This is a genomic window from Ekhidna sp. (assembly GCF_965227465.1).
Lineage (GTDB): Bacteria > Bacteroidota > Bacteroidia > Cytophagales > Cyclobacteriaceae > Ekhidna.
Genome location: NZ_OZ245746.1, coordinates 1378345 through 1390770 on the forward strand (window position 1 = coordinate 1378345; position 12426 = coordinate 1390770).

17 protein-coding genes are annotated in these 12426 nt (G+C 38.0%); 5 read left to right on the forward strand and 12 right to left on the reverse strand.

Features of this window, described 5'->3' with window-relative positions; translation table 11 throughout:
* Window positions 1-5: 5 nt before the first annotated feature.
* Window positions 6-1631, reverse strand: a complete 1626-nt coding sequence (locus tag ACO05G_RS06250) for a gliding motility-associated C-terminal domain-containing protein (RefSeq protein ID WP_421765191.1) — start codon at window positions 1629-1631, stop codon at window positions 6-8.
* A 29-nt stretch (window positions 1632-1660) separates the two neighbouring features.
* Window positions 1661-3016 carry a histidine--tRNA ligase gene (gene hisS, locus ACO05G_RS06255; protein ID WP_421765192.1) on the reverse strand — a complete coding sequence of 452 codons (1356 nt, stop codon included), beginning with the start codon at window positions 3014-3016 and terminating at the stop codon, window positions 1661-1663.
* A 73-nt stretch (window positions 3017-3089) separates the two neighbouring features.
* Here hisS and ACO05G_RS06260 point away from each other — a divergent pair, with 73 nt between their 5' ends.
* Entirely contained in the window at window positions 3090-3500 is a 411-nt protein-coding gene (locus tag ACO05G_RS06260; RefSeq protein WP_421765193.1) for a hypothetical protein, read from the forward strand.
* A gap of 50 nt (window positions 3501-3550) precedes the next feature.
* Here the strand turns inward: ACO05G_RS06260 and ACO05G_RS06265 are convergent, their stop codons facing one another.
* From ACO05G_RS06265 to ACO05G_RS06285, 5 genes are all read right to left on the reverse strand, one after another.
* Window positions 3551-4615, reverse strand: coding sequence for a hypothetical protein (locus ACO05G_RS06265; protein WP_421765194.1), 1065 nt, complete (start codon window positions 4613-4615; stop codon window positions 3551-3553).
* Between the two features lie 43 nt (window positions 4616-4658).
* The gene (locus tag ACO05G_RS06270) at window positions 4659-5537 is read right to left on the reverse strand and encodes a hypothetical protein (protein WP_421765195.1); all 879 of its coding nucleotides are present in this window, start codon (window positions 5535-5537) and stop codon (window positions 4659-4661) included.
* 103 nt (window positions 5538-5640) lie between these two features.
* Complete coding sequence (locus ACO05G_RS06275) at window positions 5641-6150, reverse strand: hypothetical protein (protein ID WP_421765196.1); 510 nt, start codon at window positions 6148-6150, stop codon at window positions 5641-5643.
* A 21-nt stretch (window positions 6151-6171) separates the two neighbouring features.
* Window positions 6172-6684, reverse strand: a complete 513-nt coding sequence (locus ACO05G_RS06280) for a DUF4199 domain-containing protein (RefSeq protein WP_421765197.1) — start codon at window positions 6682-6684, stop codon at window positions 6172-6174.
* Between the two features lie 68 nt (window positions 6685-6752).
* Complete coding sequence (locus ACO05G_RS06285) at window positions 6753-7181, reverse strand: helix-turn-helix domain-containing protein (protein WP_421765198.1); 429 nt, start codon at window positions 7179-7181, stop codon at window positions 6753-6755.
* A 20-nt stretch (window positions 7182-7201) separates the two neighbouring features.
* Here ACO05G_RS06285 and ACO05G_RS06290 point away from each other — a divergent pair, with 20 nt between their 5' ends.
* Together ACO05G_RS06290 and ACO05G_RS06295 are read left to right on the forward strand one after the other, a co-directional pair.
* The gene (locus ACO05G_RS06290; protein WP_421765199.1) at window positions 7202-7621 is read left to right on the forward strand and encodes a DoxX family protein; all 420 of its coding nucleotides are present in this window, start codon (window positions 7202-7204) and stop codon (window positions 7619-7621) included.
* Entirely contained in the window at window positions 7618-8190 is a 573-nt protein-coding gene (locus tag ACO05G_RS06295; RefSeq protein WP_421765200.1) for a toxin-antitoxin system YwqK family antitoxin, read from the forward strand. The genes ACO05G_RS06290 and ACO05G_RS06295 overlap by 4 nt, the downstream gene beginning before the upstream one ends.
* Here the strand turns inward: ACO05G_RS06295 and ACO05G_RS06300 are convergent, their stop codons facing one another.
* Both ACO05G_RS06300 and ACO05G_RS06305 read right to left on the reverse strand, forming a co-directional pair.
* Window positions 8191-8925, reverse strand: coding sequence for a VIT1/CCC1 transporter family protein (locus ACO05G_RS06300; protein ID WP_348281418.1), 735 nt, complete (start codon window positions 8923-8925; stop codon window positions 8191-8193).
* Entirely contained in the window at window positions 8925-9353 is a 429-nt protein-coding gene (locus ACO05G_RS06305) for a hypothetical protein (protein WP_348281417.1), read from the reverse strand. Before ACO05G_RS06305 ends, ACO05G_RS06300 begins: the two co-directional genes overlap by 1 nt.
* Window positions 9354-9397: 44 nt before the next feature.
* Between ACO05G_RS06305 and ACO05G_RS06310 the strand changes: the two genes are divergently transcribed.
* Together ACO05G_RS06310 and ACO05G_RS06315 are read left to right on the forward strand one after the other, a co-directional pair.
* Window positions 9398-9607, forward strand: coding sequence for a hypothetical protein (locus ACO05G_RS06310; protein WP_421765201.1), 210 nt, complete (start codon window positions 9398-9400; stop codon window positions 9605-9607).
* A 33-nt stretch (window positions 9608-9640) separates the two neighbouring features.
* Window positions 9641-10663: a D-alanine--D-alanine ligase family protein gene (locus ACO05G_RS06315; RefSeq protein ID WP_421765202.1), complete on the forward strand. Its 1023-nt coding sequence runs from the start codon at window positions 9641-9643 to the stop codon at window positions 10661-10663.
* Between the two features lie 6 nt (window positions 10664-10669).
* On the opposite strand, the gene ACO05G_RS06320 is transcribed toward ACO05G_RS06315, so the two are convergent.
* From ACO05G_RS06320 to ACO05G_RS06330, 3 genes are all read right to left on the reverse strand, one after another.
* A complete protein-coding gene (locus tag ACO05G_RS06320) occupies window positions 10670-11239 on the reverse strand; it encodes a redoxin domain-containing protein (protein WP_421765203.1) in 570 nt (189 codons plus the stop codon).
* Window positions 11240-11369: 130 nt separating this feature from the next.
* Complete coding sequence (locus ACO05G_RS06325; protein WP_421765204.1) at window positions 11370-11933, reverse strand: fasciclin domain-containing protein; 564 nt, start codon at window positions 11931-11933, stop codon at window positions 11370-11372.
* Between the two features lie 188 nt (window positions 11934-12121).
* Complete coding sequence (locus ACO05G_RS06330; protein WP_421765205.1) at window positions 12122-12415, reverse strand: rhodanese-like domain-containing protein; 294 nt, start codon at window positions 12413-12415, stop codon at window positions 12122-12124.
* Between the last annotated feature and the right edge of the window lie 11 nt (window positions 12416-12426).

A 12426-nucleotide genomic window follows, 5' to 3' on the forward strand; every position in this document is an offset into this window, starting at 1 on the left:
CCTTCTTATTTATTTATCAATGCAAAAGTACCTTTTTGCATTCTTTTTTCTCCATTTGCTGTTTCAAATACAATTTCGTATAAATAAGTTCCTTCTGGTGCTTTAGCTCCATTAATCATCCCGTCCCATCCAGGGTTTGGTTGATCTGAATCATAGATTAATTGCCCCCAGCGAGTGTATATGTTAATGGTTGCTGTTTCAGTAGGTAATCCAAATAATTCCAATGTATCGTTTAGTCCGTCTCCGTTTGGAGTAAAAGCCGTTGGAACATAAATGACAAGTTCGTGACGTACAGTTACAGCGTTTGATTTGAGTGTTGTGCCATCCGAGTAGGTGGCTGTTGCAGTAATAAATTGTCGTGGACTCCCGTCTTTTGAATCTAATTGGATGGAAAATTCGCTTTGAGATATTTCATTAACAGTCTGCGAAAAGTCGTTTCCTGATTGAATTTCATTTATTGGAGAGCTTGTTAATGAGTTAGTTGGTGCGGTGAAAAGGATCGTATATTTATTGGTCGACTCCTTGGTAGCATCGACAAGTGGTGGATTGGTTTCTGCTGAAAAGAGCACTTGTCCACAACTATCCATGTAATCAATTTTGTAAAAATATTTGCGCCCTTGGGAGCCAATTGGATCTGTAAACGAAGCAACCTGAAGCGGTCTGGATTCAAACGCTTCATCTTCGAGTTTCCTGAATACAGCGAATTCACCAGATTCTACCTGATCCAGATTGATATAAATACCCGAGGAAGTATATGTGGAATATAAAGTTTCAAAAGGAGAAAGTGACAAGTCATTGGATTCAGCGCAAAACTCATCTCCGATATTACTGGAATTGTTGCAGGGATCAAATGCGTCTACTTGAACACAAAAATTATCTCTATTGAAAGGAATGTTAGAAAGTGAGAAGGAGGGCCCTGTAAGGAACCCATCAAATATTGATATGCTATTCGCACTTTGTAAGAGATTGATTCTGTAATTAACCAGCGTATCAATAGTATCAAGTTGCATGTAAAGAGTGAATACATCCTCGCAGGATTCTTTTATAGATGCACTGGTAATGGTTGGGGCTTCCAAGGTAGCAGACGGTATGATTTCCTGGAAAAAGGAAGTACAGACCTCATCGGCAAAATCAAAAAGCCCTTTTAGTTCAAGAATCTGGTTAGAAGAAGATGTAAATGTAAATGTTGCCGTTTGACCTGGCAGTAAGGTTGCTGAATCGATTACTGTGAAATAGACCCTTACACTATCGTAATAATTATCCGTTGAGGTGACTGATATCTCATTACCGCTACACTTTTCAATGGTAACCAGAGGCCTTGGTGAGGCTACCACCTCGATTCGTAAGGTGTCTGTTTTATCCTCAATACCATCAACACCTACCACCTGGACAATTTCATAAATCCCAGGATCCTGGTAGGAAAATGTTTTACTATTTGTTACAGCAGCGTCCTCAAAGTAGAAATACTGCCTGGTAACGTCTCCAAAGCTGTCATGTTCAGAAATATTAACGGTCAGTGGGCTACAGCCTTTGTTGAATTCAACTGAAAACCTACCCTTGTTGCTAAAAACCTGCGAATGAGATAAAGCAGGCAATAAAAGTAGAATCAAAATGTGTTTCCAGCGACGCATCAATTGGTTTTACAATGAGTATTGTAAAGTTAACCCTTAAATAGCTGGATTATTTCATTGAGTTTCATTGGATTTTGATCTCCAGAGTGCATGTTTTTAAGCATGTACATTCCGGATTTCATTTCATCATCACCAATAATAAGTGTGTACGGAGTTTGTATCTTATCAGCGTAGTTGAATTGTTTCTTGATTTTATCGGATACAGGATATAAATCGGCCTTAATGCCGGCATCACGGAGTTTGACAACTACTTTCTGTCCATGTTGAAGGTTTTCTTCACTGAAGTGGATGATTAAAACCTCCAGACGCTGAGTGATTTTGTCCGGGAAGAGGTTGAGCTCTTCCATTACATCGTAGATACGATCCAGTCCAAATGAGATTCCAACACCCGAAATGTCTTTGAGACCGAAGACACCCGTAAGGTTGTCGTATCTTCCACCACCACAGATACTTCCCATTTTTACGGAAGTAGGTTTTACCTCGAAAATCATACCCGTGTAGTAGGAGAGTCCTCGTGCGAGCGAGAGGTCTAACTCTACGTTAATATTTTTTTCTTTAAACTGATCAAGGGATTGAAAATAGGAAATCATCTCTTTCACACCCTCATTGTCTGTATCTATTTCCTTAACTCTATCTAAGAGCACAGATCTATCATTAATAGATAACAGGTCCATCACCTCTTGTACCTTTTCTTTGGTTCCACCTAAAGTAAGTACGTTCTCGATTACTTTTTCTGTTCCAATTTTATCCAGCTTATCGATTTCTGCACAGAATGGTACTGCCTTTTCTTTTAATCCTACATATTCTGCAAGCAGGAACAATATATCCCTGTGGTTGACTTTGATGATGTAGTCATCAAGTTTTAGGTCATTGAAAACATCCTTGAGCAGAATCGTAAGCTCCACTTCATTCCAGATCCCTTTACTTCCTACGATATCCGCGTCACATTGATAAAACTCTCGGTAGCGTCCTTTCTGTGGTCGGTCAGCTCTCCATACAGGTTGTATTTGAAATCGCTTAAAAGGAAAGGAAATCTCATTTTGGTTCATCACGACAAAGCGCGCGAATGGAACCGTGAGGTCATACCTTAATCCTTTTTCAGAAATTTTGGATGTCAGGTGTTTACTGCCTTCCAGTAGATCACCTTCTGTTGTCTTGCTTAGGTAATCACCTGAGTTTAGAATTTTAAAAAGTAGTTGATCTCCTTCATCGCCATATTTTCCTGTAAGCGTAGAGAGATTTTCCATCGCCGGAGTTTCCAGTTGGCTAAAACCATACGTGATAAAATTTTGCTTGATTTTATCGATGATGAAGCTACGTTTGGCAGAAACTTCGGGACCGAAATCGCGTGTGCCTCGGGGAAGTGAAGGCTTACTTTTAGACATTCAATTTTCGTTTTGGACAAAACTACATAATAACCTAAATTTGCGGCTCATTTCACGTAAGAAGACCAAGAAAATGGCCGTAACAAGATTAGAAAGAAAAGGAAGAAAAAATAAGAATGTCGCTAAGAATAGGGTGAACACGATGAAGCGATTGAATTCGGTTCCCACTATCAAAAACGTTGACATAGAAGAGATTAAGGCTGAATTTACTAATAAGGCCAAGTCTAAAAAAGCAGAGCCAAAGGCTGAGAAAGTAGAACCTAAGGCTGAAAAAGCTGCTGCTCCTAAGAAGGAAGCTGCCCCTAAAGCTGAAAAAGCTGAGGTAGCAGATGCTCCAAAAAAGGAAGTAAAAAAGGCTGCTCCTAAGAAAAAAGCTGCTCCGAAGGCTGCTGATAAAAAAGAAGCAAAGCCTAAAGCTGAGAAAAAGGAAACAAAGAAAGCTGCACCCAAAAAGGCAGCTGCTAAGAAAAAAGAGGATAAGTAATCCTCATTTATCAAGCCAAACAGAACCTCTCGATTACATCGAGAGGTTTTTTACTTTCTAAGCGCTTGAATTGCATATTTAGTTCGTGTAGCATCCGATTCATCAATGTCGATATTTGATGGCGACTTAATGTTATGTGATACTATGAAATATTTTTTTTCCTTTTGAAAGAGATTTAGTTGCTGGATAGACTGAATCGTGTCACCATCTACAATCGTTTCGAATCTAAGCTTAGTATCGGGCCCAGGAGCTACCTTTTCTTTCACGAAGGTTTGATTTGTCAACTCACCAAGATAATTATCGCCTGAATATACTCGGATTGATTCGGAGGCCTGCTTTTTTGCTTTTCGAACTAAGGTAACCTCAGGCCAAAATTCCTTTTCATTAAAAATGAGTGAGTCAGAATTTCGTTCATTATAAAGAGATAAATATCGAAAAACGAATTTCAGTTCTTCGTGTTTCCTTACTTTAGAAGTGGCTAATTCTTGATTGAGTTGAGTAAGTAAATCTTTATCATTCCCAATTAAAAATGGCAAGGAAATCATGTTAGCAATCTTAGGTTGACCGGTTTGATGATTTATTACAATTAAGCGATTGGTTGGATTATTTAGTGCAGAAGCAGCGTCATCAATATCACCTTTTCCACTCGCCTCCGCCATTGCAATTAATCCGCCAACTAAACCTCCTAAGGCACCAGCAGCCAGACCTCCTATTACGGCTGGTGTAGTTGAGTCAACGGTATTTACTGCGGCGATGAAATAATAGCCTTTCTGAAATATTATCGCATAAGGATTTAGCGGTGTTCGTTCTTCATTCATGGTATTCCAAGGAGCGTATACATTAAAATAGATTGTATCGTCTTTACAGAATCCCCAATAATCTTTTATGATTTTCTTATTCTTGATTGAGTCTCCATTAATAAATAATGATTTTACTGAGCCATTTTTTCTTTTGATAAATTCTATTTCTCCGAGGCTGGAAGGACTGTTTTTTCGGAATGAACTAAAATTACCATAAAGACCAGTATTTTTCGACTTGTCTTTCAGTATGTCCTGAGAATAAACGTTAATTAATGCTAGACTAGAAATTATCAAACAGAGAGTTCTGCTTATCATTGAATGATATGTTAGTATGACCTAAAAATTAAAAGGAATTTGCTTATTCAGTAATTCTTTGTCTGACTCTTTTAACTTCCAGGGTGATGTCTCTCATCACATCTCTTGTTAAAACGAAATCAGGATCACTTTGCATTTTTTCTTCTATTTCCTGAAGATCGCCTTTATAAAGTCTGTCCAGGATTGACAGCTCTGTAATCATATCGGCAATGGTATCATCAAAAGGAAGGTCATTGAGCACCTCAATGATGTCTAGTAAAGCTTCTTCCTCGCCCAATACTATTTTTACCAATGGTTCAAGTAATTTTTGGTTTTCCGCAGTATTCGGATACGTTTCGAGGGTTATCACTGCTTGATATAAACCTTCAACAAATGATCCGGTCAATGCAAGACCCGCCATCGTAAGATGATGGTCTTCTTCCATTTTAACACTTGTCTCAAGAAATAATTTTCCTAAAATTCTGGAAATCTCTTCTTCATTTTGATCTTTAATGTGTCCTCTGAATTCATTAAGGTCATCTTCATTATATATGGCAGAGTCGCCTAGAAATTCAGCCATTTCATGTGAGGCTTTTAGATAATCTATACAATCATCTTCATGACCATATGCTGCCAAGTAGCTGATATCTGAGGCATAGACGCCCATATTTAAGGCCATCTTATCCCTTGAGCTTCTATAGTTATCAATGTTACTCAATGAATTAATATGAGCTTTATCGAAACCAGCACCAATGGATTTTAGTGTAAATGGAACCAGCGAAGGTTCCGGAAGGTCCTCCATTAACTTTTCCAGGTCATGAATGGTCTTTTCTTCTGCCAGTTCCTCTTTCGATTTCTCATTAGAAGTAGAAGATCCGCTCGTGCAACTCATTAGATATGATGAAAATGCCAGAAGGATGATTAATTTAATTGATGACTTCATAGGTTAATTATAGTTGGTTCGTCTTTGTTCCCTTATTCAAGTTTAATGGTTTTTAACCTAAAACATTCTCCTTTTTACTTATAATCCATCTTTAAAATTCGGATTAATCCCCAACATCATATAAGACCCCTGGAATGTCGCGAAACTCTCCATCTGTGTAAACTTCGATTCTTGTATCTGCTGCCAACAAATTCTCCTCAAATGAAAATCTTATACTTTCGCCAAAGAATACAAGTACATTTTCTTCGGTAAACACCATGTCAACCTTGATGTTCTGAACAGTATTTAAGCTGTCTAGATTGGATATAATATCCTCAATTGGCCATATAAAGTCAGTAACACCACGCGAATTAGTAATTACAATTTTTAGATTTTCAAATGGAGCCACGACTTGAAAGCTATACCAGGCTTCTCCGTCTGATTTAAGTCCTTTTAATTTACCCCTGCGCTTGCTGGTTACATTAGATCTTATATCCTCTGGAATGAATGATCCCTCTGCCTTGACAAGTGGAATAGACTTCTGACTTTCATTATCATTCGTTTGTTCATTGGAAGGCGTAGAGCAGCCCATTAAGAGGGCTGCTATTATCAAAACACTTAAGTTCTTAATCATAAAAGAAAGTTAGATATATTTCTACTTTCTCTTTAGTATCAATGCGGAAATAAGTGTTACAATCAATCCAACAGGGAAGATCTCAGTGAAAGTGATCGGTATACGATACAATGGATTTTGATACTTTTCCATCCAGACATCCATATTGGCTCGTTCTGCAGCAATTTCAGATGCCGACAAGTCCTGACTTTGAAGTTCCTGCATTAAATGATTAGCATATTTTTCTCCAATATCCGCTTCAAAGGAGGGATAATATATTTCCCATCCGACAACATAAATCAGAGAAGCTATGAGCACAATGATCAATCCCTTCATAAAGGCATTTTTGAAAGTAATAGTCCCCTGAAGTTCCTTATCCCGATAGGATTTAATACCAAAAAAAACTGCCGATAAGGCAATTAACATGGCTGTATAGCCAAGTGTTTCACCCATGGAGAAGTCAAATTCGTCACCCTGAAAAATTAAATCTAAAACCAGCCATCCAATGATGTTGATTCCTCCTGCTAATAGTCCGAAGTAAATAAGTCGTTTCATGTTTTTTTCTTCAAATGACTATATCTGTTGTCAATTTTTCCTCATCCTTTAGGGTGATTTAGTCAAATTCATCCTTTCGGAGGAGTTATGAGGGCCAAATAACGTGCTTTTTGCACTGCCTGTGTACGTCTTTTCACATTTAGCTTTGAGTAGATGTTAGAAATGTGTGTTTTGGCAGTATTCAAAGAAACAAATAGTTTGTCTGCCACTTCCTGATTTGAATATCCATTTGCCAAAAGCTCCAATACTTCAATTTCTCTTTTACTGAGCCCTAGTTTGTCTGCATCATATTTATCGATTGAAGGTTTTTTAAAAAATTTAGCTCCTAGCCAAATTCCAAACACTAAAAAAAGTAAACCGATGACTCCTCCAAAAACCTCAATCTCAACATCTCTCATCATTGTTTTATAATGGATGACTTCCAAAATGATCATAAGCAAACCCATTATTCCACCATATATCCAATAGATTCTATTTAACTTCCTTAGCTTTTTCAAATTCTTTAATAATTTTTCGGTTGAAAAAAATCACACCTATGTTAACGAAGATTGCTTACCTGATTGCTCGTTTTGCAGCTGCTATTATAATGGGACAAACCCTTTATTTCAAATTTACTGGATCACCTGAATCTATGTACATATTCAAAACTGTGGGTATGGAACCTTGGGGCAGGTGGCTTGTCGGAATTATGGAATTAGTTGCTGCTATTCTATTGATTATTCCTCGGACAGCCTGGGCTGGTGGATTTTTAGCCGTTGGTTTAATGATAGGAGCCATTGGTATGCATTTAACCGTATTAGGAATAGAGGTAATGGGAGATAAGGGACAACTGTTTTATTATGCAATGATTGTATTTCTATGTGGTCTTTATGTTGTTTTCAACAATAGGGATAAAATTGAAAATGAAGTTTTACCTAAAATTTTTAAGAGAAAATGAAAAACTGTTTTTGGATTTTAGCACTAGTATTCATCTCATGTGGAGATTCAGACTCCACAATTACAACTGAAACGGGGACAAGTCAAGTACCTGTTGGAGCTATCATTCAAGATTATGAAGCAATACCTGGCCTGCAAAAAGCACTAGTAAAGTCAGGAGAGATGACTGTAGGAGAGGGGGACTTGCTGGATGGCTTGTATCATGGGACATGGACCAGTTATGATTCAGATGGCAAAGTTCAGTCCATCACCACGTATCACAAAGGGAAAAAACAAGGTGTTGAGCTGATTTTTGATAACACCGGATATGTTCAAACAAAAGCTTCTTACTACCTGGATCAGCTTAACGGAGAATATCTTATTTACAAAAGGAGAAAAATTGCCGAGAGAAAAAATTATAGTAATGGCGTCCTGCATGGTGCACAGCAAAAATTTTACACGGATGGTACTATGATGGAAGAGTCAAACTATGTGAATGGTAAAATTGACGGAATCGCAAGGTGGTACGATCAGGAGGGCAATCTAAAAATTGAATACGAGTATGACATGGGAGATCTTGTCTCCCAATGATCAATTGATCATTTGCTCTAAAAAATCTCCAACAAAATAAGATAGAGTAGCCGCTGCTCCACCTAGGAGCAGCGTTTCCAGAATACTCTTAATTCTTTTAGTACCGGTAACCACACTTTTAAGTAGTCCGATTCCAATAAAACATAGCCCGGTCAATACCGATGAGATAGTAAAGAGGCTTGATTCCACCGTGCTGAAATAGTCAATTACATAGATGAGCAGGGGAATAAAGCCAAGTAAGATGAAACTAAGAAATGTAATAGCCCCCATGGTTAAAGGAGATTTAGTTTCTTCGGCCATTTCAAGTTCTTCTTTCATCATGATATCCACCCATCGGTCTTTATCGGCAGTGATGACTTCTACAACTTTCTCCAAAAGTTCACCCTCAAAGCCCTTAGAAGCATAGATTTCTCGTATTTCTTCTCGTTCTTTCTCCGGAAGGTTATCTACCTCCCAGTATTCTATGGCTTTGTGTTTTAAGTAGTTTTCTTTTTCTGACTTGGTGGACAAATAACTGCCGACTGACATTGCAAAACCATCAGCAATAAGATTTGCAAAGCCAAGTATAATAATGATGGAACTCTCCAGGTTTGCACCCGCAGATCCGGCAACAACAGCAAAAGTGGTAACACTACCGTCTATTCCACCATAGACAAATTCGCCTAAATAGTCCTGGATCTTGCTAAAGACCTTATTCTCGCCGTGAATTTTAGACTCATGGGAGTGATGGTCCATTACTGGTCGTCGATTTCTTCACCAAATTGACGCGAAAATATTTGAGTCGTAATACACCCATTGGCCTCATTTGTTGAGGAGATGGTCAATGTGGTGCTATTTACCGTTGTTTCAAGCGTTTCGCATATCTCCTCTCCATCCTCTTCAACACATAAAACCAAACCTCCACTAGCTGTCCATGTTCCGGTACGAACGGGAAGGCCTTCCTGAAAGCTGTATGTTCCATCTGCATTTAGTTCCAGCCGATAACATCTAGTTTCATCACATGAACGGGTAGTGGTTGAATTATTTATTGGATTATTACAATCTGTCACAGTAACGGATGCCCCAACCCAAACACCCACAAATGAACCCGATTCATCATCGTCTTTACATCCTGATACGCCGATCAGTGAAATAGAAAGTAGGAGTAATATTATTTTTTGCATAAAGTAAAAATAAATCAAAATTGGCTGAATAATATTGCCTTTATATGAGTGGACTTGCATTTTCAAGTATGAGAGTAGGTAAGAAGTATCGTCTTATCAATTACGGAGAGAAAAGTGAATTTCTTCTTCAAGAGGTAGTTGGTAGAAATGACTATCGCTTAAAGGATTTATTCTCGTTAGAGAGCTACTTAATGAGTGATCTCATTCAATATGGTAAAGGAGAGGATTTTGAATTAAGAGAAATCTATGATTGAAATGATGTGTGCCTTCTTTAATTTAACTAGCGGATGAAAAATCTACTTATTTTATGTGGAGGACAATCTCCTGAGCACACGATCTCTATCAGGTCTGCAAAGAATATTCTCAAGGCACTTGATAAAGGTAAATACCGAATGACCTTGATTGGTATTAGCCAAAAAGGAGATTGGCGGCTTATTGAGGAACGTGAAATTGCTGATGAGATAACCAATCAGGGAAAAGAAGTGATAATTGTTCCAGGACAAAAGGATCCCTTTCAACTCAAAGAAAGTAGCCTGGGGCTTTTTGATGTTGTATTTCCTATTTTGCATGGACCAAACGGAGAAGATGGCACCATTCAAGGTTTGCTAAAATTGTTGAAGATTCCATTTGTGGGCCCAAGTGTTTTGTCATCGGCTACATCAATGGATAAAGACGTAACGAAGAGACTACTTAGAGATAGTGGGATAAAGGTGGCAGAGTGGAGACTGATTCATCAAGGGGAAACTATTCCTACCTATGACGAAGTTAAAAAGCAGTTAGGAAATGTTGTTTTTGTAAAACCTGCAAATATGGGCTCCTCTGTAGGGGTTCATCGGGTAACTAGCGGAACAGAATGGTTAAAAGCGGTTAATGATGCATTAAAATATGACCGAAAAATCTTAGTTGAGGAGAGTATAAAGGGGCGGGAATTAGAGTGTGCAGTAATAGGAAATCAATCTCCAAAAGCAACTGGAGTAGGGGAAGTGAGGTCCGGCAATTTTTACTCATTTGAAGAGAAATATACCTCGTCATCTCATGCCGAAATAGTTATTCCAGCTAATGTGGATGAAAGGCACTTACCTGAACTAAAGCAAACGGCTATAAAGGCATATAAGGCATTGGATTGTGAAGGAATGTCCAGAGTCGATATGTTTTTAACTGAAGATGGGGAGATACTTGTAAATGAGGTAAATACGATTCCGGGTTTTACCAATATTAGTATGTATCCGAAATTATGGGAGCAGGAAGGCGTAAATTATTCTGACCTGTTAGACCAACTGATCCATCTGGCAATTGAGCGAGGCGCTTAAAGTGAATTAACGGGTTGCAAACTCCTTAATAATATCTATTGACATTCGATCTCTTAGTCCTTTAGCATAATGTACTTTACGAATGATTCCTCGTTCATCCATAAGAAATTCTGCAGGGATGGTTTTTATGGATTCATTTCCAGCCATCCAATGAACAGGTAACGATTTTTTCTTTGCTTCAAATATCTTTTGAAAGAAAGAGGTAAAATGGCTTTTTGCAGATTTTAAAGATGAGCTTTCAACTCCATATGCGTCATAATAGACTTTATCTGGATCTGCAATCAATGGAATTGGAGATATAGAGCTGTGAAAGTTGCTGGACTTTAGCAACTCCTTCTTAGACTCAAAAAAAAATATCATCTCCAGCCCTTTTGATTTTAAATCTTTGTGATGTTTCTGAAGGTTGTGGACCCGGGTATTGCAAAAAGGGCAGCCCGCATGTCTAAAAAATGCAATTAATACTTTTTTTCCTTTGTATTTAGATAAATCTATTTCTCTGTCAAATATGTCATTAAGCTTAAATACGGGGGCTGGCGCATTGATGTCAAGGGTAATTCGTCCTTCAGGCTGAGTCATTAATTATTCGTTGATATTGGATAACTACGTAAAAGAGGAGCACCATGGTTTTAATAAATTATGAGAAAAGAGAAAACAAAATACCCTCCGTCCGGAGGGTATTTTTAATACTATTTGGATTTAGTAGTGTTTACTTGTCTGCCGGGATGAGTACAGCATCGATAATATGAACTACACCATTTGATGCTTCAATATCAGCTGATGTGACATTTGCACCTTCAACTTGTGCTCCATTTGCTAAACTGATCGTAACCTTAGCTCCATTCAAAGTTTCGGCTTCCATACCATCTACAAGATCTGTAGACATCACTTTACCTGAAACGACATGATACGTTAGAATATTGACCAATTGGTCCTTATTCTCAGGTTTTAATAAATTCTCAAGAGTGCCTTCTGGTAACGCTGCGAATGCATCGTTGGTAGGAGCAAATACGGTGTAAGGACCCTCAGCTTTCAAAGCCGTTATTAAGTCAGCTGCTGTTAAAGCAGTCGCTAGTGTAGAAAGTGACTCTGTGCCAGAAGCAAGTGCTACAATATCCTGACCCATTGCTTCATTAGCAGTAGCTGATGCCTCTTCAGTAGCTTCTGTGTTTGCCTCTGAGGCTTCAGAAGTAGATTCATTTTTAGAACCCCCACCTCCGCATGCAAATACGAATATTAATGATAATGTCAATAAATAGTTAGTTGTTTTCATGGTTTTAATTTTTAATACCTAACTAACTAACAAGGGGAATAGATGTTTAAGTAAACATCAAAAAAAGAAGTAGAAACTATTAAAACGAAAATTCTACTTTAGTCAAGAATTACTGGAGAATAATTCAAGATATCTATTTAGGTAAGCAAATTACTTATGGAGTTTCTCTGGTCAAATCATGCACGGGATTACACATCGTATTTCTCCAGACTCATCCAACCGCCACCGTTCAGAACCTTAAAGCCGTTGGCTTTTAGCATCCGTTTCGCTTGACCACTACGAATACCAGATGCACAACATGTAATGACTGGTTTATTTTTATCCAAACTTCCTAATTGTTTAGGTATACTGTCTAGTGGGATATTAATTGAGTTTCTTAAATGACCTCCTTCAAATTCAGTTTTAGATCGTACGTCAATTATGGAGGCTCCATCTTCCATGAACTGTTTTATTTTTTTACTCTTATTAAATAATCCTAGCATAGTTGTTTTTT

What these genes read in the sequence shown, in the direction of transcription:
- ACO05G_RS06295 (WP_421765200.1), top strand. Translation starts at nt 7,618, where the DNA reads ATGAAAAACTGTTTTTGGATTTTAGCACTAGTATTCATCTCATGTGGA.
- ACO05G_RS06320 (WP_421765203.1), bottom strand. Translation starts at nt 11,239, where the DNA reads ATGACTCAGCCTGAAGGACGAATTACCCTTGACATCAATGCGCCAGCC.
- ACO05G_RS06330 (WP_421765205.1), bottom strand. Translation starts at nt 12,415, where the DNA reads ATGCTAGGATTATTTAATAAGAGTAAAAAAATAAAACAGTTCATGGAA.
- ACO05G_RS06315 (WP_421765202.1), top strand. Translation starts at nt 9,641, where the DNA reads ATGAAAAATCTACTTATTTTATGTGGAGGACAATCTCCTGAGCACACG.
- ACO05G_RS06250 (WP_421765191.1), bottom strand. Translation starts at nt 1,631, where the DNA reads ATGCGTCGCTGGAAACACATTTTGATTCTACTTTTATTGCCTGCTTTA.
- ACO05G_RS06275 (WP_421765196.1), bottom strand. Translation starts at nt 6,150, where the DNA reads ATGATTAAGAACTTAAGTGTTTTGATAATAGCAGCCCTCTTAATGGGC.
- ACO05G_RS06305 (WP_348281417.1), bottom strand. Translation starts at nt 9,353, where the DNA reads ATGCAAAAAATAATATTACTCCTACTTTCTATTTCACTGATCGGCGTA.
- ACO05G_RS06300 (WP_348281418.1), bottom strand. Translation starts at nt 8,925, where the DNA reads ATGGACCATCACTCCCATGAGTCTAAAATTCACGGCGAGAATAAGGTC.
- hisS (WP_421765192.1), bottom strand. Translation starts at nt 3,016, where the DNA reads ATGTCTAAAAGTAAGCCTTCACTTCCCCGAGGCACACGCGATTTCGGT.
- ACO05G_RS06325 (WP_421765204.1), bottom strand. Translation starts at nt 11,933, where the DNA reads ATGAAAACAACTAACTATTTATTGACATTATCATTAATATTCGTATTT.
- ACO05G_RS06265 (WP_421765194.1), bottom strand. Translation starts at nt 4,615, where the DNA reads ATGATAAGCAGAACTCTCTGTTTGATAATTTCTAGTCTAGCATTAATT.
- ACO05G_RS06310 (WP_421765201.1), top strand. Translation starts at nt 9,398, where the DNA reads ATGAGTGGACTTGCATTTTCAAGTATGAGAGTAGGTAAGAAGTATCGT.
- ACO05G_RS06270 (WP_421765195.1), bottom strand. Translation starts at nt 5,537, where the DNA reads ATGAAGTCATCAATTAAATTAATCATCCTTCTGGCATTTTCATCATAT.
- ACO05G_RS06280 (WP_421765197.1), bottom strand. Translation starts at nt 6,684, where the DNA reads ATGAAACGACTTATTTACTTCGGACTATTAGCAGGAGGAATCAACATC.
- ACO05G_RS06260 (WP_421765193.1), top strand. Translation starts at nt 3,090, where the DNA reads ATGGCCGTAACAAGATTAGAAAGAAAAGGAAGAAAAAATAAGAATGTC.